The organism is Bradyrhizobium sp. CCGB01 (assembly GCF_024199795.1).
GTDB lineage: Bacteria > Pseudomonadota > Alphaproteobacteria > Rhizobiales > Xanthobacteraceae > Bradyrhizobium.
The window spans coordinates 4207361-4231342 of the sequence record NZ_JANADK010000001.1 but is presented as its reverse complement, the minus strand read 5'-3'; the positions used below and the strand labels follow the sequence as shown (position 1 = coordinate 4231342).

Genomic DNA, 23982 nt, shown 5'->3' with positions numbered 1-23982 from the left:
AACGGAGGCGGACCATGTTCGATGCGCAATGCGACCTCGCCGCCCTCGTCTACGAGCCGCATCAGGATCCAGATGCGGTCCTGCGCAACTTTGCGGCGGATCTGAATGCGCGCGGCGTTCGCGTGGTCGGCCTGGTTCAGGCGGGCCAATGCGCGGATTCCAGCCTGTCGGCGGTGCTGCTCCACAGCGGAGAGAAACTGTTACTGGCGCAGGATTTCGATCCGGCCGCGCAAGGCTGCCGGCTCGATCTCGCACGGCTGCAAAATGCCGGCGAGCGCGTCGCGGACGCGCTCTCGCGCGGCGCCGATCTCGTCATCATCAACCGCTTCGGCAAGCGCGAGCGCGACGGCAAGGGCCTGGGCTATCTGATCGAGCGTGCACTGAGCGCCGACATTCCCGTCGTGATCGCGGTTGCGAGCGACCGTTTCTCCGACTGGATCACATTCGTCGGCGGCATGAGCGTCCGGCTCGGCTGCGAGCGCGATGCGCTGGAGGCGTGGTGGAACAACATCTCCACAAGCAACGCGCAGCTTGACCTGACATCACATCCTACGGTGTGCGAAATCCTCAAATAGGCCACGGTCGGCCAACGCCGCAGCCTGTGGCCGGGCGGGCGCAATCGACCTGATGCATGAACGCGCGGCGCACGGTTATGCCTGCCCCGCGCCTTCTGCATACGCCTTCATACGCGCGATTCTCCACGGCTCGCGATCGCTCGGGCAGTACTTTCCCGGAATAGGATCGATACTCGGCCGTCTGATACTTTCTGCGGGGTCAACCCGCTCCCCCCGACATGTCCTGGGATCCCGAAATGCCGGTCCGTCGGCTAAAGCCATCGCGAGTCCTCGGCGTCGAACGCTTCTCGGACTTCAGCGAGTTTCGCGCCAACGAGGTGCTTGGTCTCGGCACCAGCACGCCGCTGCGTCCGCGGGAATTCTCGCTGTCTCGTGCCATCCTCCCTCACCGGGACGGACTCTTCGTGCTCCAGCGCTCCTTTGCACGGCGGTATGAGGCCGAGATCGGCACCGACAACGGCGTCGGCCTTGTCGTTCCCCTCACCTTTCACTCCATCGCCAATGGCCATGAGGTCGACAGTTCGACGATCGCAGTCATGCGCGGCAAGGCTGCGGTCGAGGCGATCGAGGATCGTCCCAACACCTATCTGATGCTGCGCTTCAACTCGGACATGCGCCATCGCGGCTGGGCGGACTTCGATACCAGCCTTGCCTATGTGCGCGCGCAGGACGATCCGATGGTGCGCCTGCGCGCGGCCATCCTGGAGATGTTCTCGCTGGCCTCGGCCTGCAACGAGCCCGGGGAGTTCGAGGCCCTTCACCGCCCGATCCAGGAAACCCTGCTCGCCGGCCTCGATGCCACCCTGCTGCCGGCAGGCGCCCGCGCCGTCCGCCCCGGTTCATACGACAGGCACCGCAAGCTGGTCGCGCATCTCGACGAGGTCGTCGCGCTGTTCGGCTTCAAGCCACTCTACAGTGACGACCTCGCCGCCGCGCTCGGCGTGTCCGTGCGCACGCTCCAGGTCGCGACGCACGCAGTGCACGGCGTGAGCCTGCACCGCTATCTGCGCCTCAAGCGGTTGTGGTCCGTTCGCGTCCAGCTGATGACCGGCGGCGACGGATTGACCGTGAAGGCCGCCGCGCTCGGCAACGGCTTCTGGCACATGGGCGACTTCTCGAAGAGCTACAAACTGGCCTTCGGCGAAACGCCGTCCGAGACATTGGCGCACGGACGGCGCCCGTTTCATCCGGCCATCTGCGCCTGAGAGGGCGGCCTCGCCTTCAACCATGACCGGCCTGCTTGCGGTGGCCGCTCTCGCTGAGGCGGTCGACCCAGGCGATGCCGATGGCGGAGATGATGAAGGTCAGGTGGATCAGCACCTGCCACATCACGCCGCTCTCGGTGAAATTGCTGCGCGTCGTGCCGAGATTGCCAGCCTCGATGAAGGTCCGGAGCAGCGAGATCGAGGAGATGCCGATGATCGCCATCGCCAGCTTGATCTTGAGCACGCTGGCATTGACGTGGCTGAGCCACTCCGGCTCGTCCGGATGGCCGCTCAAGTTCAGGCGGGAGACGAAGGTCTCGTAGCCGCCGACGATCACCATCACCAGCAGGTTCGAGATCATGACGACGTCGATCAGCCCGAGCACGACCAGCATGATCTGCTGCTCGCTGGCGTCGAACGAATGCACGACCAGGTGCCAGAGCTCCTTCAGGAACAGCAGCACATAGACGCCCTGCGCGATGATCAGGCCGACATACAGCGGCACTTGCAGCCAGCGCGAGCCGAAGATGAGCTGGGCGAACGGGCCGATCTGCGATCGCGGCGCGGCGTGCACCGAAGGTGCTTTGGGTTCGGGCGTCATTGGTCACTCCGGATTGCGGACGGAATTGTCGCCTCAGAGACTCGCAATGACAGGCGCGAGCTCGAGCGAGCCCCGATAGATCATCTCGAAGGCGACGTAAACGATGATGGCGAGACCGACATACGCGATCCAGCGCTGCTTCTGCAACACCCGGCCGAGCAGGTCGGCGGCGACGCCCATCATCGCGACCGACAGCAACAGTCCGAACGCGAGGATGTAGGGATGCTCGCGCGCGGCACCCGCGACCGCGAGCACGTTGTCGAGCGACATCGAGACGTCGGCGGCGACGATTTGCAACGCCGCCTGCCGGAAGGTTTTCTGCGGTACCGGAGCGGCATTTGCGCCGTTGCCATGGCTGAACGCGAGCTGGCTGGAATGCGCCGACTGCTCACGCAGCTCGCGCCACATCTTCCAGCAGACCCACAGCAACAGCACGCCGCCGGCGAGCAGCAGGCCGATCACCTGCAAGAGCTGGGTCGCGACGCCGGCAAAGACGATACGCAGCGCAGTGGCGGCGACGATGCCGACGATGATGGCGCGGCGGCGCTGCTCGGCCGGCAGGCCGGCGGCGGCAAGGCCGATGACGACGGCGTTGTCGCCGGCGAGCACGAGGTCGATCAGGATGACCTGGAGCAGCGCGGACAGCGCGTCGGCGGTGATGAATTCAGTCATGATTGATCATTTTTGGCTGCGGAGGGATCGAGCCATTGCGGCTTTTTTCGCTCGACCCAGTCCAGGACCTTGGAACGCTGGGAGCGCAGTGCGGGCACGTCTTCTGCAAGTAGGGCGAGGCCGAGCGGCAGCATCCAGACGCCGAGCACCGGCAGGAAGGACAGCACGCCGCCCACCACGAGCAGCGCGCCGGAGGGGATCCTCACCCAGCGGCTGGACGGTTTGAGCAGATAGGTGACGGTGTCGCCCATGCGCGGCGGCAGGCGGCGGACGAGCTTGTCGAGACGCGGGTCGCCACCGGCCATCTGGCCGGTGGTGCCCCCGTTTCCTACCGTACGCTCGTCCGATGTTGCACTCATGCTCACTCCTGTGCGGCGGCCCGCTGTTCAGCACCTGCGCTGCCCGGCGCGACCGGCTTGGCGCGGGGCAGCACCAGCGTCAGCAGGCGCAATAGCTTGATCGCCTGCACTTCATGCGGATGCACGTCCTCGTCCGCAGCCGCGACGCGCTCCGACAGTTCCATCAAATGGGCCGACAGCGGCAGGTCCGAGACCGGACGCAGCGTGTCGATCACCACATTGGCAAAGTCGGGGTCCTCGAGCCGTTCCGCCAGCTCGTCGAATATCGCAAACAGCCGGTCGTCGCTCATGTGCGGCGCCAGTCCGCGATCCCTGATGAAGCGGATCACCTCATCGCGCTCGACCGGCGAAACCCGCCGGTCGGCGACGGCGACGAGCGCGCCGGCAATGACCAGCGCCACCGCGGCCTGCTCGTTCAGGCTGGACGGTTCGGTGATCTCGATTTCGATGGGGTTTGAAGTGACGGCGTCAGACATCGTTGCTCCCTTATCTCGCGAAATGACCGCGCGGAGCTGCGATGGGGACGATTGGGTCGGAGGGAACTCAAGAAGGCCCGACGATCGGCCGATCCATCGCATTCGCGCGGGACAGGTCATCCGACATCGCGAGGTTCGCCGACTTCGTCGGCATCCTCGCCAGAGGGGCCCGGATTCTTGTTCGCTCCAGAAATAAAGATGGGTCCGCCGGAATCAAGCCGACAAGACTGCGACCAGCCGCCGCATCGGTTCCAAGTCACCCGGTTTGGTTAAGCAAGCGTGACGCGCTGTGGGTTGCGTAGCCCGGATGGGCGCAGCGATATCCGGGACATTGGCCCCGCATGTCGCTTCGCTCATGCGGGCTACGCCCGCTCCACCAGATGCGCCCGCGACGGCGCCGGATCGAACCTCTCGCCGAAATATTGCGTCTCGTGCGCCACCAGCCCTTCGCGGAATTCCATGATGCTGACCACGTAGGACGGCACATCGTCATAGGTCAGCACGAACTCGCTCACCCAGAGATCGCCGCCGCCGACGATGCGCCGGACCGTAAAGCGCTTCTTGTTGGGCTGCACGAAACGGCTTTCCTGAATCTTCCTGCGGCCATGAATGCGCTCGCCGGACTGCGGATAGTCGAGCACTGCGTCCTCGCGATAGATATCATGCTCGGCCTCGAAATCATTCGCGTCCGAAGCCTGCCAATGGCGCTGGAGTGCCGCCAGCTTCACCTGATCATCCATCGCGATCTCCCGTCTTGCGGTTTCTGCTGTTCAGATTGGAGCACGAACCACCAGCGGCAAGGCCGTCTCGCAACGTCTAACAACGACTAACGCGCCAAATGTCCAGCCTGGATGCAGATTGCAGTGCACCGATCCGGAATTAGCCGGGTCGCGCGGTCATGCTGGGGAACGCCCATGGCACGTTTGCTGTCCGTCAATGTCGGCCTGCCGCGCGACATCGCCTGGCAAGGCAGGACCGTCCACACCGGTATCTGGAAGGCTCCCGTCAATGGTCCGCGCAGGGTGCGCCGGCTCAATATTGACGGCGACGGCCAAGGCGATACCGCGGGTCACGGCGGCGAGCAGCGCGCCGTGTTCGTCTACCAGGAGGATTCCTATCGGTACTGGCAGGAGCATCTCCGGCGATCGACCCTCGTCCACGGTCAATTCGGCGAGAATTTTACCGTCGAGGGCCTCGCCGACACGGAGGTCTGCATCGGAGACCGTTACAAGATCGGGTCTGCCCTGTTCGAGGTGACACAGCCGCGCGTCACCTGCTACCGGCTCGGCATCCGCATGGAGGAGCCGGACATGGCCGCGCTGCTCGTCAGGCACGGCCGGCCCGGCTTCTATTTTCGTGTGATCGAGGAAGGCGACGTCGAGGCCGGCGACGAGATCACGCAGATCGCCAGCGGGCCCGAGCGCATGAGCATCTTCGAGATCAATGCGCTGCTCTACTTGCCGCCTCACCCGCGCGATGGGCTGGAGCGCGCCCTGCGGATTCCCGCGCTGAGCCACGGCTGGCGTCACTCCTTCGAAGCGCTGCTTGAGCAGCAGCGCACGAAGAGTACGGCACAGGGAAACGCCGGGCTCGGCCCGGCGTCGAGCCCGGCTCCGGCCTGGCGCGGCTTCCGGCCGTTTCGCGTCTCGCGCAAGATCGCCGAAAGCAGCAGCGTGACCTCGCTGATCCTCGAACCTGCGGACGGACATCCGGTGCCCGCCGCCCTGCCCGGTCAGTTCGTCGCCGTGCGGCTCGGATCTTCCGACAAGCCCGCGATGACGCGCAGCTATTCGCTGTCGAGCTTCTCCGATGCCGCGTCATGGCGCATCAGCATCAAGCGGGAAGCGCACGGCGCGGCGAGCAACTATGTTGCCGACAATCTCCTGGGGGGCGACATCGTTCAGATCGGCGCACCGCGCGGGAGCTTTGTGCTGCGGCAAGGTGCGCGGCCCGTCGTGTTGCTGAGCGCGGGGATCGGCGTGACGCCGGTGCTCGCGATGCTCTACGCGCTCACTGCGGGGCAATCGACGCAAGAGGTCTGGTGGCTGCACGGCACCCGCAATGGCCGCGAACATGCGTTCGCCGCTGAGGTGCGCGGCCTGTTGGCCGGGCTGGCTCACCATCACAGCCATGTCTGCTACAGCGCGCCCGACGCGGGTGATCGTCCCGAGGTGGATTTCGATACCATCGGGCATCTGGACGCGCGCCTGCTCCAGAGTCTGAACGTGCCGCGCGACGGCGATTTCTATCTGTGCGGACCGGCAAATTTCATGAGCGACCTCACGCGCGGGCTTGCCGCACTCGGCGTCGCGCCGGATCGCATCCACACCGAGCTGTTCGGCGCCGGACCATCCCTGACACCCGGCATAGCCTCATCCCCGCCAAAGCGGGCGCACTTGCCGGCCGGGGCCTCCGGTCCGGGCCCATTGGTTTCGTTCGCCCGCAGCGGCCTCAACGTCTGCTGGGGTCCGTCATACGGCAGCCTGCTCGAACTGGCCGAAGCGTGCGACGTTCCCGTGCGCTGGTCGTGCCGGACGGGGGTGTGCCACAACTGCGAGAGCGGGCTGGTATCAGGCGCAGTCAGCTATGCGCCGGATCCGCTCGACGCACCGGCGGACGGCAACGTGCTGATCTGCTGCTCGCGGCCGCAAGGCGACATCGTGATCGATCTGTGAGATCAGACACTCACGCCAGACTCGGCACTCAGATATGGGAGAGTTCAATGCGACCTGACATCATGCCGGGAGTAACCTTCCCGGATTACGAGCTCAGCGACCACACCGGCAAGCACCGCAAGCTCTCCGAGCTGCAGGCAGGCGATCCGATGGTGCTCGTTCTCGGCCGTGGCGGCTTCTGTCCGAAGGATCGCCGTCAGGCCGAAGGCCTGCTGCAACTCCATCGCGAGATGGAGGTCGGCTATTGCCGGATGGTGACGATCACCACCGACAACATCACCCAGACCAGCGAATACCGCAGCGGCGTCGGGGCGCACTGGCCCTTCCTGTCCGATTCACGGCGCGTCGTTCAGAAGGATCTCGACATCGCCGAATACACCGATCCCGTCCACAATCCGATGATCCCCCACGTCGTCGTGCTGGAGCCCCGGCTCGTCGTCTATAAGATCTACAATGGCTACTGGTTCTTCGGGCGCCCGACCGTCGAAGAGCTTCGCCACGACCTCCGCGCGGTCAGCATGAAGTGCCGGCCGGATTGGGACATCACCGCGCCCGGCTTCAAGGCATTCTGGGACCAGGGCCGCAAGGAATATTTTCACCCCTACGGCAAGGCCTACGTCGAAACTCTCGGCGGGCAGGATTAGAAACACATTCCGGTTCGGACGAGCGCCGGCCCAGGAATGTGGATGATCCAGATGCAGACCAATCCCGCCCCCCGCGCCGGCCGCCCGGGCGCGCGCCAGATCTACGAAGCCTTGAGGGATCAGATTTTGGCGCGGGTGTACGGGATCGACGGCTTGCTGCCGTCGTCGCGAGCGCTTGCCGGCGAGATGGGCGTGGCGCGCTCGACCGTGACCGTCGCCTATGAACAGCTCGCCGCCGAAGGTTTTATCGAGACACGCCACGGCGCCCGGCCGCGCGTTGCCCGCGCCGTCGTCGAGCGCGGACGCGCGCGCGTCGCATCGCGGCCGTCGGCGCGCAAGGTGCGGCTGTCGGCCTTCGGCGAGCAGCTGCGGTCGGACCCGCCGCGCTGGACCGAACCGCCGCGCGGGCTCGTCGCGAATTTCCGCTACGGCGAGCTCGCCCCGTCGGACTTCCCGGTGCTGGCGTGGAAGAAGGCCGTGACGGCCGCGATGGCGCGCAAGCCCGAGCGGCTGGCCTATGACGATCCCTGCGGTGCGTTGCGGCTGCGGACCGCACTTCAGGGCTATCTGTGGCGATCGAGGAGCGTCCGCTGCGAGGTCGACCAGATCATCGTCGTGAACGGCTCGCAGCAAGGTCTCGACATCTGCGCGCGCCTCCTGCTCGATGCCGGCGACCGCTTCGTCATGGAAGATCCCGGCTACCAGATGGCGCGGCATACCTTTGCGGTGACGGGCGCAGAAACGGTGCCAATCCCGGTGGACGCGGACGGGCTGGAGACGGCGCGGCTCGACGGCGTCGAAGCCCGCCTCGCCTATGTCACGCCGTCGCATCAATATCCGCTCGGCGGCGTCATGCCGATCGGCCGCCGCCACCAATTGCTCGCCTGGGCGCGGAAGAACGACGCCTATGTGATCGAGGACGACTACGACAGCGAGTATCGCTACGACACCAAGCCGATCCCGCCGCTGCATGCGCTGGAAGGCAGCGACAACGTGATCTATCTCGGCACCGTCTCCAAGACACTCTCGCCGACCTTGCGGATCGGCTACCTGGTCGTGCCCGCCCCGCTGCGATCCCTGTTCGCCGCCGCCAAGCAGATCATGGACCGCCACACGCCGCTGATCGAACAGCATGCCCTTGCCGCCATGCTGGAGAGCGGCGCCTATGACAGCCACGTCAGGCGCGTGCGCCGGCGCAACGCCGAGCGCCAGCAGGCGCTGCTCGACGCGCTTCGCCGCCGGTTCGGAGATCGCGTCCGGATCGAGGGCACGGCCGCCGGCCTGCATGTGGTGGCCTGGTTCGATCACCTGCCGCAGAAGCGTGAAGACGCCTTGATCGAGGCGGCCCGCGCGAGGGGCGTCGGCATCTATCCCGTCTCCGCGCTGCTCGCCGGATCTCGCCGAACGCGGAGGACAGTCGGCCTCGTCATGGGCTATTCCGCGCTTGAGGTCGCGCAGATCGAAAACGGCTGCAGGCTTCTCGCGCAGGCCGTCGACAAACTGGACTGATCAAATAGGCAATAACTGGCCGTTTGTAGAAGTCCAGATTCGCGTTATCTCCGCACTGACGCTGGAGATAAGCCATGTACATCCCGCCCGCCTTCAAAGACGACGACATCGAGAGCATCCGGACGACCATCCGCAGTGCCCGCCTCGCCAGCCTGGTAACGGCCACCGCCGAAGGTCCGATCGCCACCCCCCTGCCGCTCTTCCTCGACCAGAGTGAAGGCGAGCACGGCGTGTTGTACGGGCATATCGCGAAGGCCAACCCGCAATGGAAACTGCCGCCGATCGGCGACGCGCTGGCGATCTTCAACGGTCCCGACGCCTATGTGACGCCGTCCTGGTACGCGACCAAGCAAGAGACGGAAAAGGTCGTGCCCACCTGGAATTATGTCGCCGTGCACGCCTACGGCCCCGTCGAATTCTTTCAGGATCCGGAGCGCCTGCTCGACGCCGTGACGCGGCTGACGAACAGGCACGAGGGAGCGCGCGCGAAACCCTGGGCCGTCACCGATGCTCCCGCAGACTTCATCGCCGCGCAATTGCGCGGCATCGTGGGCGTACGCATTCCGGTGGTACGGTTCGAGGGCAAGCGCAAGATGAGCCAGAACCGCCCCGAAGCCGATCGCATCGGCGTCGCAGCAGGTCTCGCCGCGAGCGAGAATGCGCAGGACCGCGAGGTCGCGCCCCTGATCCCGCTTCCGGTCTAATCTCCGATCTCCCTGCGCCGGCGCTGGGCGTATTCCGCGCCCCAACCAAGGCCGAGCGTCACGGAGATCAACGAACCGAACAGCACGCCGAGCTTGGCTGCATCCAGCAGCCTGTCGTCGGTGAAGGCGAGCATGGCGATGAAGATCGACATGGTGAAGCCGATGCCGGCCAAGAGCCCGATGAGGCAGATGCCGCCCCATGACACGCCGGGCGCCAGACGGCACCAGCCTGTGCGCACCGCGAGCCACGTTGCACCGATCACACCGATCGGCTTCCCGACACATAGCGCCAGCGCGACGCCAAGCGTCACGAATTGTGCCCCACCGGCGAGGTCCATGCCTTTGAAGCTGACGCCCGCATTCGCCAGCGCGAAGATCGGCATGATTCCGTAGGCGACCCAGGGATGCAGCGCCGTCTCCACGCGGATGACGGGCGGCACGATCTCGGGATCTGCCGATCGCACCGGTGTGATCAGGCCGAGCACGACGCCTGCCAGCGTCGGATGGACCCCCGCCATGAGGAAGCCCGCCCAGACGATGAACGCCGGCACGACATAGGCATAGGCGGATGCGAAACCGCATCGCTGAAAGCCGAACGCCATGAGAACGCCGAAGGCTGCAACGGCAAAGCCGCCGGGATCGAGGCCGCCGGCATAGAACAGTGCGATGATGAGCACCGCGATGATGTCGTCGATGATCGCCAGCGCCAGCAGGAAGACCCTGATGTTGCCGGGAATTGATTTTCCGAGCAGCGCGAGCACGCCGACGGCGAACGCGATGTCGGTCGCGGTCGGTATGGCCCAGCCCTGGTCGCGCCCCGCCGCGGCGTTGAAGCTCAGATAGATCAGCGCAGGAACGACCACGCCGCCGCACGCCGCCAGCACGGGCAGAATGGCCTGATCGAACCTGCTAAGTGCGCCCTCGTGACTCTCGCGGCGGATCTCCAAGCCGACGACGAGAAAGAACACCGTCATCAGCGCGTCGTTGATCCAGAAATGCAGCGATCTAACAAAGACGAAATCGCCGAGGCGCAGAGGGACCGGCAGGTTCCAGAGATCGTGATAGGAATGGGCAAAAGGCGAGTTGGCCCACAGCAAGGCGGCGGCCGCGGCGACCAACAGCACGACACCGCTGACGGCCTCGACATGCAGAAACTGCTGGAGCGTGGTGAGCGCTCGCGCAATGAGAGGTTTGGTTCTGGACAGGTCCCTGCCGGGCAGCTGATCGTTCATGGGCGCACGCCATCCGCGTGGCGGCCCGACCATCGCTTGACCTGACGCTGCCCTGTGCAGCGAGCACCCGAACGCCGTTCTACACCGCGATGGGATGAAGGCAACCCTGCTCCGCGCGCATCTGCTTCCACCGAGCGGCTGGAACTCCGAGGCGTCGAGGATTGTTGGTGGACCTCACGACACTTTGCCGCACGGGAACCTCATGTGCCGCTGGATCGCATACCGGGGCGAGACCACCTCGTTCGAACCTTATGTCACCGAGCCCGAGCATTCGCTGATCGCGCAGAGCATCCGCTCGCTTCAGTCGACGGCCGGCTCGAATGGCGACGGCTTTGGTCTTGGCTGGTATGGCGAGCACCCGGAGCCCGGCCTCTATCGCGAAACGCGGCCGGCCTGGTCGGACGAGAACCTGCGCTACCTCTGCCGCCATCTGCGCTCGCATCTGTTCTTCGCCCACGTGCGCGCAGCCACCGGCACGGCGGTGACGCGGCAGAATTGTCATCCCTTCGCCTGCGGCCAGTGGATGTTCATGCACAACGGCTTCGTCGGTAGCTGGAATCGGCTGCGGCGCAAGGTCGAGGCGCTGATCCCCGACGCTTATTATCCCTCGCGGCTGGGCACGACCGATTCGGAGGCCGTGTTCCTCGCCATGATGGGTGCAGGGCTCGACAGCGATCCGCTTCGAGCAACGCAAGCCGTGCTGCAATCGCTGGTCGGCCTCGTCAACGAGGGCGAGCTTCGCGAGCGGCTGCGCTTCACCAGCGCGGTCGCAAACGGCAGGGATCTCTATGCGTTTCGCGTCGCGGTCAACGATGCCGCCAACACGCTCTATTATCGCGAGGCCGGCGGCGGCCAGGTCGTCGTCGTGTCCGAGCCGTTCGACAAGGAAACGGACTGGACGGAAGTGCCGCCGAATCACGCCCTGGTCGCGCGGGCGTCCGAAAACGTGAAGATTGTTCCTTTTGACCTTGCAATTTCCGGGTCCGAGGCGGAACCCGCCCCCGTCAGACGGATTATTGCCCGCAGGTAATACCACTGCCGGGTGGCCCCATGACGTTTGCCTCAGAGACATTCGCTTCAGACGTCTTGAAACTGCTGCGCCTCGATTCCTCCGGTGACAAGCAGCACCTCGTCATTCGCTCTGCCGGTGGACGCGGCAAGGCGGCCGACTATTCCTTCGGCATCGAGGAGGAATACTTCCTCGCCGATCGCCGCAGCTTCGAGGTCGCCATCGAAACGCCCAATGCGCTGTTCGAGTCGGTGAACTGGTCCACCGGCGGCCAGGCGATGCGGGAGATGCTGCAATCCCAGCTCGAGGTCGCCACCAACGTTCACGTCGATGTCAATGACGCGCGGGAAGAGCTGCGGTTCCTCCGCCGCGAGGTCGCCAACGTCGCCGCGCAATACGGCTACGTCATCATGGCCTGCGGCACGCACCCGACCGCCGTCTGGCGCATGTCGCAGCCGAGCCCGAAGCCGCGCTACGAGGAGATGATCGAGGATCTGCGCAGCATCGGCCACCGCAACATGATGTGCGGCATGCATGTGCACGTCCAGCTGCCCGATCCCGGGAAGCGCGTGGAGGTGATGCGGGTGATGCTGCCGCATCTGCCGCTGTTCATCGCACTGTCGGCCTCCTCCCCGTTCTGGAATTCCCACAAGACGGGCCTGAAGGGCTACCGGCTTGCCGCCTATTCCGAGCTGCCGCGCACCGGCTTGCCCGAACTGTTCGAAAGCAGGTACGACTACGACGAATATGTCGGCGCGCTGCAACGCTCCGGCGTGATTCCCGATGAAAGCCATATCTGGTGGGCGATGCGGCCGTCCATGAAGCACCCGACCCTCGAGCTTCGCGCGCCCGACACCTGCACCTTCGTCGACGACGCCGTTGCGATCGCATCCCTCTATCGCTGCCTGACACGGCATCTCTATCAGCGGCCGCATCTGTCGAAGCAGGTCACGGTCGTCGAACGCGCGATTGCGGTCGAGAACAAATGGCGCGCGCAGCGCTACGGCACCGATTGCATTTTTGCCTCCCGGGACGGGCCAGTTACGATCTCGGAGCTGCTCACCCGTGTGATCGACGATGTCGCCGAGGACGCGGCTGCCCTGAATTGCGCCGCCGAGGTCGAGCACTGCCGCACGATCGTGGAGCGCGGCAGCTCCGCCGAATTCCAGCTTCGCGCCTACCGCGAAAACGGCAGCGACATCGCATCCGTGTCACGATGGATCGCTACATCGACGATATCCGGAACCAGCGCTCCGATCGGGCGCAGTGCTTCTGCACCGACATAGCGTCCACACAAGCTTTGGGAACGATAAGTGCGTTCCCAAACTTGCTGAGGCGCTGAGGAAAAGCATGACCAACACCACCTGTTGCACCGGCTGCGGCCATGGCTTGGTCCCCATCCTGACCAGGAAGGGTTCGACAGAGCTCAGCTGCCTCTGGTGCGAGAGCATCGACGCCCGGACGGTGGACATGGCGAAGTGGGCGGACAGCCCCTCCGGCAAGCCCGAGCGCACCACGCTTCGGTCGTTTGACTGAACTTCGGCGAAGCCCGATGCGTTCCGCGGTCCCGGCGGTGCGACGGGCTGCACCGCGACGCCGGGACTTGCCGCCAAATTAGACAAGACACGTCTCGTCACCGCAGCTGCCGGCTGCGCGAAGACGCCAGGCAAGCAGGTGAAACGGCTCATCTAACCTCAGGCGGAGCCTCGATTATTTTCCCGTCGCGGAGAGCCGGGCGCTCATGCGCCGGCGCCGTGTTCCAACTGGCCCAGAATTCGCAAGACAGGCTCAGGCCTGATTCCCTGCCCTCTCACCAAGTGGAGCAGCAAGACGCGTGCGCCCGGCTCCGGGATGACCGGCCTCAAAATCGGAGGATGCCATGAACGTGCATGCTGCGGGCGATCTCAAATTCACCGGCCTCACCCGCCCGAACGGCGCGCCCCTTCGCCTCAATGATCAGGATTTCGTCGCGATCGATCGCGACAGGAATGCGAAGTTCGAGGCGACATACCGGCCGCAAGCCCTTTACAACCGCGCGAGCGAAGGCTTCCACGCCAACAACGAGACCTTCCTCCTGCACGAAGTCGCGACCAACCTTCCGATCTACCGTCCGGACACGGGCCCGACCGACTTCCATCTGCATCTGCCGCCGGGCGGCTTTCAGCTCGTGCTGGTCACCTCGGGCGCGTTCACTTTCGACTACGACGGACGCTTCTACAATGTCGGCCCCGGCGCGGTGATGCTGCAAAGCGCGATCGTCCATCGCCAGCTGTTCTACACCTGGTCGGGCCTGTCGACCGAAGAGAACCTGAAGACGCCGCAGACGGTCGTCCCCGATCCGATCTCCATGGGCTATTCGGGCAAATTCCTCGAAGCCTTTGTCACCGATCCCACCACGTTTCCGAACCCGACCATCGTTGGCCCGGACCAGATCAACGAAGCCGAGACGCCGCGCGTGGCCTGGAGCCATCCGCTGCACGACCGCCCGGCCGATGCCGGCTTCTGGCTGCAGGATCCCTTGGCGCTGGATGCACTGTTCAGGCCGCTCGCCGACAGTCCGGTCAAATCGGCCATGCCGGTCTACGTGCGCGATATCGGCATCGAGATTCCGAGCGGTCACCTCGTCACCGGCCACATCATCGCAACCGACCCGCGTGGCCAGTCACTGCTGCCGAAGAGCACGTCGGCAGCCGCGGACGCCGCCTGCTTGGCCAAGGGCGAGGTCGCGATCTACCGCGTCATTCGCGGCACGGCTGAATTCAAGAAAACAACCGGCGAGACCTTTGAGCTCGCGGCTGGTGACGTCGTGACGGCAGGCAAGAACGCGATCAGCCTCACCGGCATCGGTGAGAACACGCAAGTGCTCCGGCTCGGCCTGCTGAAGGGCATGAACGATCTGCGCAGCTGGACGCCGACACAGCGCGACGAGATCGACGGCCTCGCCGGTCAGATCATCACGCACAAGGACGTCCGTCCCCTGCGCACCGAAGGCAAGCCGGTTGGATATCTGTACGGCTAAACGCTACTCCGCCGCCTGACGCACGTGGCGCGCGGTTGGGGTGCGCATGGTGACGAGCTCTTCGGCTGCGGTTGGATGCAGCGCGATGGTGGCGTCGAAATCCGCCTTGGTCGCCTTCATCTTCACCGCGATCGCGACCACCTGGGTGACCTCGGCGGCGCAATCGCCGACGATGTGGCAGCCCAGCACGCGGTCGGTCGAGCCGTCGACGACCAGCTTCATCAGCACGCGGGTGTCGCGGCCGGACATCGTCGCCTTGATCGGGCGGAACGTCGTCTTGTAGATGTCGACGTGGCTGAATTGCGCGCGCGCCTCGGTTTCCGTCAAACCAACCGTGCCGACCTCCGGCTGCGAGAACACCGCGGTCGGAATGTAGGAATGATCGACCTGCACCTCGCGCTTGCCGAACACGGTGTCGGCGAAGGCATGGCCCTCGCGGATCGCGACCGGGGTCAGGTTGAAGCGATGGGTGACGTCGCCGATCGCATAGATGCTGTCGACCGAGCTCTTCGAGAAATGGTCGACCGCAATGCCGCCATTCTTCGGATTGATGGCGACGCCGGCCTTCTCCAGGCCGAGATTGGCGACGGACGGGTGGCGGCCGATCGCGAACATCACCTGGTCGGACGCGAGGCTCGAGCCGTTCGACAGATGCGTGGTGAATTCCTCGCCGTGGCGATCGACCTTGGCCACCGTGCAGCCGGTGAGGATGGTGATGCCCTGCTTCTCCATCTCGCTGCGGACATGGGCGCGGACGTCCTCGTCGAACCCGCGCAGGATGTTGTCGCCGCGATAGACCACGGTGACGTCGGAGCCGAACCCGGCGAAGATGCCGGCGAATTCCAGCGCGATATAGCCGCCGCCCTGGATCACGATCCGCTTCGGCAGCTTCTTCAGGTGAAACGCCTCGTTGGACGAGATGACGTGCTCGATGCCGGGGATCGAGGCGCCGTGATTGGGCGCGCCGCCGGTCGCGATCAGGATGTATTTGGCAGTGATCTTCCGGTCGTTTTCGAGCAGGCGGACGGTGTGCTTGTCCTCGATCACCGCGCGGCTCTTGACGATCTGCGCGCCTGATTTCTCGACATTGGCCGTGTAGGCCGCCTCCAGCCGGGCGATCTCCTTGTCCTTGTTGGCGATCAGCGTCGGCCAGTCGAAGCTGGCGGGCGGAACGGACCAGCCGAAGCCGGCGGCGTCCTCGAGCTCGTGACGGAAATGCGATCCGATCACGAACAGCTTCTTCGGCACGCAGCCGCGGATCACGCAGGTGCCGCCCATGCGGTACTCTTCCGCGATCATCACGCGGGCGCCGTACCCGGCCGCGATGCGGGCGGCACGCACGCCGCCCGAACCGCCACCGATGACAAAGAGGTCGACGTCGAATTCAGCCATTGTCCACTCCGACCCCTTTCAGAGCATGATCCGGGAAAGTGTGAAGCGGTTTTCCGGACAGATCATGCTCAAAATAACAGCCTGAAGCGCGATGCCGCGCTTCAGGGGATCTCCGATCAGATAGTGTCTGTCAGATTTCCTTGCCACGCTTGCGCATCTCGGCGCGGAAGGCACCCATCACGGTCTCGGAGAAGTTCTGGGCCCAGGAGTTCATGAAGGCCATGCTCAGGCCGATGGCGCGCGGCTCGGCGTCGATCAGCTTCTTGCCCAGCGGCGACTTGTAGAAGGTGACGAGATCCTTCAGCTCCTGCTCGGTGAACTCGCTGGCATAGACCTGCGCCATGCCTTCGCCGATCTCGTTCTGGCGCCCGCTGAGCTGCTGAGCAACGACCCCGGCGACCTCGTTGAGGTCCTTCTGGTAGTTCAGGTTCTGCTGGATCAGCGCGATCTTGGTCTTTTCGACGAGGCCCGGCACGGCACCAGCGTACATCGCACCGGCGTTCTTGATCTGCAGAATTTCCTTGGCCGCCGCGATCGCCGCCGGCGTGGCCTTCGGCTGGGCCGGAGCCGCTGCGGCCTTGGGCTGAGCCGGAGCCGGCTGCTGCGCCATGGCCGGGAAGGCCAATCCCGCAGCGAGGGTCACGGCCGGCAACAATTTCAAAACGCTCTTCATTCCAGGTCTCCTTTCGGCTTGCGCCGTTCAATCACGCGAATTCCCTCGCCGCCCGCCAAAACGGCCGAGCTGGCCAAGCCGATGAACAACCCATGCTCGACCACGCCGGGGATCGCGCTCAGCGCCTTGGCGAGGCTGGGCGGATCCTTGATGCATCCGAGCTGGGCATCGACGATCCAGTGGCCGCCATCGGTGACGAAAACGTGGCCATCCTTGGCCTTGCGGACCGCCATTTGCCCGGAAACGCCACATTCGGCAAATGCCTTCTCGATCGCGCGGCGCGTCGCGCCAAGCCCGAACGGGATGACCTCGACCGGCAGGGGAAACTTGCCGAGCGTCGGCACCCATTTGCTGTCGTCGGCAATCACGATCATGCGATCCGAGGCGGCCGCCACGATCTTCTCGCGCAGCAGCGCACCGCCGCCACCCTTGATCAGGTTGAAATCGGGATCGATCTCGTCGGCGCCATCGACGGTGAGGTCGAGATGGTCGATCTCGTCGAGCGTGGTCAGCGGCACGCCGCAGCGCAGCGCATCGAGGCGCGTCGCCTCCGAGGTCGGCACGCCGATCACCTTGAGCCCGGCGGCGACGCGCTCGCCGAGCAGCTCGACGAAATGCTTTGCGGTCGAGCCGGTACCGAGCCCGAGCCGCATGCCGTCCCGGACGTCCTCAAGGGCGCGCGCCGCAGCCTGCCGCTTCAACTGGTCCATGTTCACGATGCGCCCGCCTCTGAATTAAGAGTGCCGCCGGTATTGGCCGCTTGCGGCGGCCTATGTAGCCTCGTTTTTCCCGTCGGAACAGGCCTCTGGGCCGATCTTATAAGGTGAACTTATGGCTTCCACCCTTGCGCCGATCCGGCCGGACCGGTAGCGCTGGGACCATGACCTCCCCCTACACTCTCGTCTTCGATCTCGACGGCACGCTTGTGGATACGGCGCCCGACCTGATCACCGCGCTGAACCACGTGCTTGACCGCGAAGGGCTACCGCCCGTGCCGATGGCCTCGGCCCGCAACATGATCGGCGCCGGCGCCCGCAAGCTGATCGAACGGGGGCTGGAGGCCGAGGGCCGCACCGTCAGCCCCGCGGACATGGACCGGTTGACCGCGGACTTCATCGCCTATTACGCCGACCATATCGCGGTCGAATCCCGCCCCTTCGAGGGGCTTGAGGCCGCACTCGACCAGTTTGCGGCTCAGGGCCACCGCCTCGCGGTCTGCACCAACAAGCTGGAATGGCTGTCGAAGCGGCTCCTGGACCAACTCGGCCTGAGCCGGCGCTTCGCGGCGATCTGCGGCGCCGACACTTTCGGCGTCCCGAAGCCCGATCCCACCATTTTCCGCGAGACCGTGGCCCGCGCGGGTGGAGAGGTCAAAGCCAGCATCATGGTCGGCGATGCCGGACCCGACGTCGGCGTCGCCCGCCGCGCCGGGGTGCCCGTGATCGGGGTCAGCTTCGGCTATACGGACGTGCCGATCGCCGAGCTGAAGCCGGATCGGCTGATCCATCACATGCGCGACCTGCCGGCCGCAGCCCACAGCCTGATGCTGGCTTAGGCACCCACAAGCCTTTGACTTAGCAAGATTATTTTTCTGAACCCTGCGTTAATATGCGCCGCGCGCCGGTTGCCTGCCTGAAACGACACCCCTATGGTCCGGCCGGGGATGTGGCGGTTCGTCGCAGTTAGAGTGGGTGGTCATGCGTCGTGTCATCGCGATTGCGTTAGCGGGAGCAAGCTTGGGTGGCTGCTCCTCGATGTCCTGGGACATGTTCAAATCGGCGCCGCCGACCGTCCAGGTCCGGCTCGAATCCAATCCCCCGGGGGCTGACGCCACGACCTCGCTGGGTGCGGGCTGCAAGACCCCCTGCTCCGTCTCGGTTCCTGCCCCCGACGCCCCCTTCACGGTCGCTTTCGCACTGCCAAAATACCAGCCGGGAACCGTGCCGGTGAACGTGATCAAGAATCCCGGCGATTTCACCACGCCGGCCTCGGTCACCACCGACCCGAATCCGGTGTTTGCCGAGCTTCAGCCTGCCGCCCCGCCGAAACCGGTCCGCAAGCCGCACCGGCCGAAGAAGCCGAAACCGGTCGCAGCCGCGCCCGCCGCAGCACCGGCCGATTCTGCTCCGGCGGAGGGTTCGCCGTTCCCCGATCCGAACGCGGGGAAGCGCTGACTTACGTATACCACCCGATTGTCCTAGCCGCGTCTGATGCTTAGATTGCTTCCAGAGCACCGCTGAAGCATCGGTGCGCCCGTCGCCGTAAGTGACAAGGCCTCTCGTATGAACGGACTTTCCGCGAGCCCCCGCGCCGCGCTGTCGAGCGCGATGACCGATCCGTTCGGGCGGACCATCTCCTATTTGCGCGTTTCCGTCACCGACCGCTGCGATCTGCGCTGCTTCTACTGCATGTCGGAAGACATGACCTTCCTGCCCAAGGCGGACCTGCTGACGCTGGAAGAGCTCGACCGGCTCTGCTCGGCCTTCATCGCCAAGGGCGTGAAGAAGTTGCGTCTCACCGGCGGCGAGCCGCTGGTCCGCCGCAACGTGATGACGCTGGTGCGCTCGCTGTCGCGCCACCTGTCGAGCGGCGCCCTGAACGAGCTGACGCTGACCACCAACGGCACCCAGCTCGCGAAACATGCCCGGGAGCTCGCCGATTGCGGCGTCCGCCGCATCAACGTCTCGCTCGACACGCTCGATCCCAAGAAGTTCCGCGAGATCACCCGCTGGGGCGAGATCGACAAGGTGCTGGAGGGCATCGAAGCCGCGCGCGCCGCGGGGCTTTACGTGAAGATCAACGCGGTGGCGCTGAAGAACCTCAACGAGGATGAACTGCCTTCGCTGATGCGCTGGGCCCACGGCAAGGGCATGGGCCTGACGCTGATCGAGGTGATGCCGATGGGCGAGATCGGCTCGGGCCGGCTCGACCAGTATCTGCCGCTGTCGCTGGTGCGCGCGCGGCTCGCCCAGCAATTCACGCTGACGGACCTGGCCGAGAGCACTGGCGGGCCGGCGCGCTATGTCAGCGTCGCCGAGACCGGCGGCAAGCTCGGCTTCATCACGCCGATGACCCACAATTTCTGTGAATCCTGCAATCGGGTGCGCATCACCTGCACCGGCACGCTGCACACCTGCCTCGGCCACGAGGATGCCTCCGATCTGCGCAAGCCCCTGCGTGCATCCGATGACGACATGCTGCTTGCGGATGCGATCGACCGCGCCATCGGGCTGAAGCCCAAGGGCCACGATTTCATCATCGACCGCCGCCACGACCGCCCCAGCGTCTCCAGGCACATGAGCGTCACCGGCGGCTAGAGCATGATCCGGACCCGGAGGGCCGCGCTAGCGCAAAGTGCGCAGCGGCCAGCGACAACGATCAGACCGGCTTGTGCATGAAGAACTGGGCGATGATCGTCGCGCCCAGGAACGTCCCCGCATTCGCCATCAGCGAGACCACGACGATCCGCCAGCCGAGCGATCGGAATGCAGGCATGTCCTTGGCGATGGACAGGCCCGCAAACGCCAGCAGAGGCGTCGCGAGCGCGAGGAAGTTGATCTTGCCGGTCGCAGCCGCGATGTCGGCCGCAAAGGGAGTGGCAGGATAGGTCAACGCCATCGCGACAAGGGACACCCAAACCACGGCAGGCACCCAGCCCTTCGTGAGCAGGTAGATCAGGTGGCCGATCATGACGGCTGCCACGATGATCGCGGTGCCGGCGAGAACCGAGGCGTCCGGCACGGTCTTGTAGGCGATGTAATTGCCGATCAGGGCGATGAGCGCACTGACGATCCAGATCGACAGGCGCTCGATCGCCGAGACATCCGCCGTCAGTTGATGCGCGAGCGTTGCGCCGGCCGCCGCCGGCGACGTGAGGTCTTCCGGCGTCTTGTCGCGACCGCGCCCCAGGATCGGCTCGAGCACGCCGTACGCCCAGACCGTGAAGGGCAGCGACAGGAACAGGGTGAAGTAGGTGCCGATGGTCGTCGTGATCAGATTGCTCGCCGCAGCGAAGGCCGCGACGTCCTTGGCAACATCAGCGGTCTGTTGAGCCGCGATCGCGCCGGAAGCGGCGGCCATCAGGCTGCCCGAACCGACACCGGCGCCCATGGCGAGGGCGAGCGGATCGAAGATGCCGAGACCGGTGATGACGCCCGCGAAGATGGCGATGAAGACAGCGCCGAAGATCGTGCCGGTCATGTACTCCGCGAGAACGCCGCGGCCCTCAGCGCTGTTCATCCCGTACTTCTCGCCGATAATGGCGAGGCTTGGCTCGCGTCCGACGGAAAAGGTGGCGCCGATCGCCTCCCGCTTGATGCCGAGCAGCAGGGCAACCGGCAGGCCGAACACCATGGTGCCGAAAAAATGTCCGAACTCCTGGAACACCAATGCCCAGCCTGCGGTGAGGATTTTCGGCAGCGACCCGCCGACCAGCAGTCCGAGCTTGGCGACGAACAGCAGCAAGGCCGGCTGGAGCGCCGCAGCTGCGAGCGCCTGCGTGCGAGCGTCGAAGCGCATCACCGCTGGCAGACGCGGGCTCGCAAGCCCCCAGGCCGCGCCGATCAGCAGCGCCCAGAGCAAGGGCAGCAGCACGACCTTGTAGGTCCCACCGAGCGGGACCGTGACCGCGCCGATCAGTTCAGCGAGCAGGACGGTGAGGCCGACGCCGACGAAGACCTTGGACAGGCCCACCCGGCCTGCATCGATTCCGGCCGGTGATGCGGATGTGAAATTGCTCATGCGAAGCCCCCGTTCCACGATGAGATTGATGACTTTGAGACGCTACTCCCGCACGCCCGGTGCGTAGCCGAAGCCCACGGCCGGCTCGGCCGCGGTCTCGACCCAGACGCTCTTGACCTCCGTGTATTCGGAGAGAACCTCGACGCCGCTCGAACGGCCGTAGCCGCTCATGCCAGAGCCGCCGAACGGCGATGCGACGTTGATCGTCTTGTAGGAATTGATCCAGAACGTCCCGGCCCTGACCTGCGCGGCGACCCGGTGCGCGCGCGCGACGTCGCGCGTCCAGACCGCGCCGGCGAGACCGAAATCGCTGTCATTGGCGATCGCAACGGCCTCCTCCTCGGTATCGAACGGAATCGCAGCGACGACAGGTCCGAATATTTCGTCGCGGGCAACCGCCATGCTGTTGCTGACGTCACGCAGGACGGTCGGAGCAACGAAGAATCCACCCTGGCTGGGGCTGCCGTCGCTGCCGGTGGCGAGCGTCGCGCCCTCGCTGAGGCCCTGCTTCACCATCGCGAGCACGCGGGCGTATTGCCGGGCATTGTTGATCGGCCCGACCTCGGTGTCTGTCGCATTGGGCGCGCCGACCTTCAGCTTCGCAGCACCGTCTGCGACCATCTTGATGAAGCGGTCGTAGACCGATCGCTCGACCAGAAGCCGCGAGCCTGCCACGCAGCTCTGTCCAGCGCCGGCGAAGATGGCAGCCTGGGCGCCGATCGCCGCGCGTGCAAGGTCGGCATCGGCGAACACGATGTTGGCGGACTTTCCCCCGAGCTCGAGAACGCAAGGCAACAGGCGCCTGGCGGCGGCTTCCGCGATCAGCCTTCCCGTCGGCACCGACCCGACGAAGACCACCTTCTTGACTGCCGGCCGGCCGAGCGCAGCCTGACCGGTCGTGTGGCCATATCCCGCGAGCACGTTGACAAGACCGACCGGCAATCCGGCTTGCTCGGCGAGGTGCGCGACCGTCATGGAGGTGAGCGGCGTCAGCTCCGACGGCTTCAACAGCACGCCGTTGCCCATTGCGATGGCGGGGGCGACCTGCCAGCCGCAGGTGAAGATCGGCGCGTTCCAGGGCGTGATCTGGAGCACGATTCCGACGGGCTCGCGCCGCGTATAGTTGAGATGGCTCGACGGCACCGGAATCACGTCGCCATGAAACTTGTCGGCCCAGCCGGCATAGTATTCGAACATCTCGGCAACCTTGGCGACCTCGACGCGCGTGTCTCGGATCGGCTTGCCGGCCGACACCGACTCAAGGCGCGCCAGTTCTTCCGCCTTGCCTTGAATTGCACGCGCGATCGCCTGCATGACGCGGCCGCGGGCCGCACCGGTCAGCCGTGCCCAGGCACCTTGCGCCGCGACAGCCGCAGCTGCCGCCTCGGCGACCACGGCCTCGCCGGCATCATGGTAGGCATAGAGCGGCGCGCCGGTTGCGGGATCGTCGATCGTGATGAGTTCGCCGCTGCCAGGAACGATCCGGCCCGCCACGTGGGAGCCGATCGCCGCACAGTCGGGCCAGAACGGGGTGAGCGCATCACGCAGCCGCGTTTCGATGAAGGGGGTCATGGTGTCGCTCACATCCTGCCGAGCTGAAGCTCGACGATCCTGTTGAAGTCTTCGCCATCGCCGATCGAGGCAGCACTGTCGGACCAGACCCGCGCGGTCTCCCGGGCGATCGGCAGATCGAGCGCGAGCTTGGCGATGAGCTGAGCGGCAAGGCGGACATCCTTGCGCATCAGCGCCATCGTGAAGCCGGAATCGAAGGCGCCGTTCAGGACCCAGCTCGGCAAATTGACCTGCGTGACGCCGGATCGGCCGGAGCCCGCATTGAGGCCTTCGAGCAGGCGGGCCGGATCGACATCGGCGTCGCGCGCGATGCGCATCGCCTCGGCGGCGGTCAGCAAATGCGCCGCGCACAGCAGATTGTTGATGATCTTGCAGACATGCCCGGCGCCGACCGATCCGACATGGACCCGCTTCGCGCTCATGTCGCTGAGAACGGGTTCGACTGCGGCGACATCGTCATCCGCGCCGCCGACCACCATGGTCATGGTCGCGGTGATGGCGCCCTTCGGACCGCCGCTGACCGGCGCATCGATCATCGCCATGCCCCGAGCCGCAAGAGCCGCGGCGAGCCGGCGGGTCGTCTCGGGATTGGATGTCGACGTGTCGACCACGCGCAGGCCTGGCCTCGCATGGGCAATGATACCGTCCTTGCCGGTGACGACGGCTTCGACGATCTCGGCGGTCGGCAGGGAGAGGATGAGAAGATCCGCGCGGGTGCAGAGCGGTGCAAGACCGTCGAAAACCGCAACACCCGCCGCAGCGAGCGCCGCGCGCGCCGCGTCCGACGTGTCGGTCCCAAGCACGTCATGGCCGGCTCGCGTCAGCGAGATCGCCATGCCGCGCCCCATATTCCCGAGCCCTACGACGCCGACGACCGCCATTTCTTGTCCCTCACCCCTGATATTGCCGGGAAACCATAGGCAGC

General features: G+C 65.5%; 25 protein-coding genes. 13 read left to right on the top strand and 12 right to left on the bottom strand.

Annotated elements, in window-relative coordinates; translation table 11 throughout:
- Positions 1 to 14 precede the first annotated feature (14 nt).
- Positions 15 to 575: a DUF2478 domain-containing protein gene (locus NLM25_RS19265; RefSeq protein WP_254137989.1), complete on the top strand. Its 561-nt coding sequence runs from the start codon at positions 15 to 17 to the stop codon at positions 573 to 575.
- Positions 576 to 811: 236 nt separating this feature from the next.
- Entirely contained in the window at positions 812 to 1780 is a 969-nt protein-coding gene (locus tag NLM25_RS19260; protein ID WP_254137988.1) for a helix-turn-helix domain-containing protein, read from the top strand.
- 16 nt (positions 1781 to 1796) lie between these two features.
- On the opposite strand, the gene NLM25_RS19255 is transcribed toward NLM25_RS19260, so the two are convergent.
- From NLM25_RS19255 to NLM25_RS19235, 5 genes are all read right to left on the bottom strand, one after another.
- Positions 1797 to 2381, bottom strand: coding sequence for a TIGR00645 family protein (locus NLM25_RS19255; protein ID WP_254137987.1), 585 nt, complete (start codon positions 2379 to 2381; stop codon positions 1797 to 1799).
- 33 nt (positions 2382 to 2414) lie between these two features.
- Positions 2415 to 3053 carry a TerC family protein gene (locus NLM25_RS19250; protein WP_254118419.1) on the bottom strand — a complete coding sequence of 213 codons (639 nt, stop codon included), beginning with the start codon at positions 3051 to 3053 and terminating at the stop codon, positions 2415 to 2417.
- Complete coding sequence (locus NLM25_RS19245) at positions 3050 to 3412, bottom strand: hypothetical protein (RefSeq protein ID WP_254118418.1); 363 nt, start codon at positions 3410 to 3412, stop codon at positions 3050 to 3052. Before NLM25_RS19245 ends, NLM25_RS19250 begins: the two co-directional genes overlap by 4 nt.
- Before the next feature lie 2 nt (positions 3413 to 3414).
- Complete coding sequence (locus tag NLM25_RS19240) at positions 3415 to 3888, bottom strand: TerB family tellurite resistance protein (protein WP_254137986.1); 474 nt, start codon at positions 3886 to 3888, stop codon at positions 3415 to 3417.
- 362 nt (positions 3889 to 4250) lie between these two features.
- A complete protein-coding gene (locus tag NLM25_RS19235) occupies positions 4251 to 4628 on the bottom strand; it encodes a nuclear transport factor 2 family protein (protein WP_254118416.1) in 378 nt (125 codons plus the stop codon).
- A gap of 174 nt (positions 4629 to 4802) precedes the next feature.
- Here NLM25_RS19235 and NLM25_RS19230 point away from each other — a divergent pair, with 174 nt between their 5' ends.
- From NLM25_RS19230 to NLM25_RS19215, 4 genes are all read left to right on the top strand, one after another.
- Positions 4803 to 6563: an MOSC and FAD-binding oxidoreductase domain-containing protein gene (locus NLM25_RS19230; protein ID WP_254137985.1), complete on the top strand. Its 1761-nt coding sequence runs from the start codon at positions 4803 to 4805 to the stop codon at positions 6561 to 6563.
- 47 nt (positions 6564 to 6610) lie between these two features.
- The gene (locus NLM25_RS19225; protein ID WP_254137984.1) at positions 6611 to 7207 is read left to right on the top strand and encodes a redoxin domain-containing protein; all 597 of its coding nucleotides are present in this window, start codon (positions 6611 to 6613) and stop codon (positions 7205 to 7207) included.
- A 42-nt stretch (positions 7208 to 7249) separates the two neighbouring features.
- The gene (locus tag NLM25_RS19220) at positions 7250 to 8716 is read left to right on the top strand and encodes a PLP-dependent aminotransferase family protein (RefSeq protein ID WP_254137983.1); all 1467 of its coding nucleotides are present in this window, start codon (positions 7250 to 7252) and stop codon (positions 8714 to 8716) included.
- 74 nt (positions 8717 to 8790) lie between these two features.
- Complete coding sequence (locus NLM25_RS19215; RefSeq protein ID WP_254137982.1) at positions 8791 to 9420, top strand: FMN-binding negative transcriptional regulator; 630 nt, start codon at positions 8791 to 8793, stop codon at positions 9418 to 9420.
- Here the strand turns inward: NLM25_RS19215 and nhaA are convergent.
- Complete coding sequence (nhaA, locus tag NLM25_RS19210) at positions 9417 to 10652, bottom strand: Na+/H+ antiporter NhaA (protein WP_254137981.1); 1236 nt, start codon at positions 10650 to 10652, stop codon at positions 9417 to 9419. The two genes, NLM25_RS19215 and nhaA, sit on opposite strands and share 4 nt — an antisense overlap.
- A gap of 202 nt (positions 10653 to 10854) precedes the next feature.
- On the opposite strand from nhaA, the gene NLM25_RS19205 reads away from it, so the two are divergent.
- The 4 genes from NLM25_RS19205 to NLM25_RS19190 all read left to right on the top strand — a co-directional run bounded on the left by NLM25_RS19205 (position 10855) and on the right by NLM25_RS19190 (position 14680).
- Positions 10855 to 11682, top strand: a complete 828-nt coding sequence (locus tag NLM25_RS19205) for a class II glutamine amidotransferase (protein WP_254137980.1) — start codon at positions 10855 to 10857, stop codon at positions 11680 to 11682.
- A gap of 20 nt (positions 11683 to 11702) precedes the next feature.
- Complete coding sequence (locus NLM25_RS19200; protein WP_254137979.1) at positions 11703 to 12947, top strand: carboxylate-amine ligase; 1245 nt, start codon at positions 11703 to 11705, stop codon at positions 12945 to 12947.
- 64 nt (positions 12948 to 13011) lie between these two features.
- Positions 13012 to 13197, top strand: coding sequence for a hypothetical protein (locus tag NLM25_RS19195; protein ID WP_254118408.1), 186 nt, complete (start codon positions 13012 to 13014; stop codon positions 13195 to 13197).
- A 343-nt stretch (positions 13198 to 13540) separates the two neighbouring features.
- Positions 13541 to 14680: a glucuronate isomerase gene (locus NLM25_RS19190; RefSeq protein ID WP_254137978.1), complete on the top strand. Its 1140-nt coding sequence runs from the start codon at positions 13541 to 13543 to the stop codon at positions 14678 to 14680.
- 3 nt (positions 14681 to 14683) lie between these two features.
- On the opposite strand, the gene gor is transcribed toward NLM25_RS19190, so the two are convergent.
- The 3 genes from gor to rpiA all read right to left on the bottom strand — a co-directional run bounded on the left by gor (position 14684) and on the right by rpiA (position 17461).
- Entirely contained in the window at positions 14684 to 16072 is a 1389-nt protein-coding gene (gene gor, locus NLM25_RS19185; protein ID WP_254137977.1) for a glutathione-disulfide reductase, read from the bottom strand.
- Positions 16073 to 16202: 130 nt separating this feature from the next.
- Entirely contained in the window at positions 16203 to 16745 is a 543-nt protein-coding gene (locus NLM25_RS19180) for a DUF2059 domain-containing protein (protein ID WP_254118405.1), read from the bottom strand.
- The gene (gene rpiA / locus NLM25_RS19175) at positions 16742 to 17461 is read right to left on the bottom strand and encodes a ribose-5-phosphate isomerase RpiA (protein WP_254137976.1); all 720 of its coding nucleotides are present in this window, start codon (positions 17459 to 17461) and stop codon (positions 16742 to 16744) included. The genes NLM25_RS19180 and rpiA overlap by 4 nt, the downstream gene beginning before the upstream one ends.
- A 164-nt stretch (positions 17462 to 17625) precedes the next feature.
- Here rpiA and NLM25_RS19170 point away from each other — a divergent pair, with 164 nt between their 5' ends.
- From NLM25_RS19170 to moaA, 3 genes are all read left to right on the top strand, one after another.
- Positions 17626 to 18300 carry an HAD-IA family hydrolase gene (locus NLM25_RS19170; RefSeq protein WP_254118403.1) on the top strand — a complete coding sequence of 225 codons (675 nt, stop codon included), beginning with the start codon at positions 17626 to 17628 and terminating at the stop codon, positions 18298 to 18300.
- A gap of 142 nt (positions 18301 to 18442) precedes the next feature.
- Positions 18443 to 18919, top strand: coding sequence for a hypothetical protein (locus NLM25_RS19165; protein ID WP_254137975.1), 477 nt, complete (start codon positions 18443 to 18445; stop codon positions 18917 to 18919).
- A gap of 108 nt (positions 18920 to 19027) precedes the next feature.
- The gene (gene moaA / locus NLM25_RS19160; RefSeq protein ID WP_254118401.1) at positions 19028 to 20062 is read left to right on the top strand and encodes a GTP 3',8-cyclase MoaA; all 1035 of its coding nucleotides are present in this window, start codon (positions 19028 to 19030) and stop codon (positions 20060 to 20062) included.
- Between the two features lie 61 nt (positions 20063 to 20123).
- On the opposite strand, the gene NLM25_RS19155 is transcribed toward moaA, so the two are convergent.
- From NLM25_RS19155 to NLM25_RS19145, 3 genes are read right to left on the bottom strand one after another with little or no spacing between them, the layout of a single operon-like run.
- A complete protein-coding gene (locus NLM25_RS19155) occupies positions 20124 to 21485 on the bottom strand; it encodes a DUF3100 domain-containing protein (protein ID WP_254137974.1) in 1362 nt (453 codons plus the stop codon).
- A gap of 42 nt (positions 21486 to 21527) precedes the next feature.
- On the bottom strand, positions 21528 to 23057 hold the full coding sequence (locus tag NLM25_RS19150) for an aldehyde dehydrogenase (protein ID WP_254137973.1): 1530 nt from the start codon (positions 23055 to 23057) through the stop codon (positions 21528 to 21530).
- Positions 23058 to 23065: 8 nt separating this feature from the next.
- On the bottom strand, positions 23066 to 23959 hold the full coding sequence (locus NLM25_RS19145) for an NAD(P)-dependent oxidoreductase (protein WP_309143651.1): 894 nt from the start codon (positions 23957 to 23959) through the stop codon (positions 23066 to 23068).
- Between the last annotated feature and the right edge of the window lie 23 nt (positions 23960 to 23982).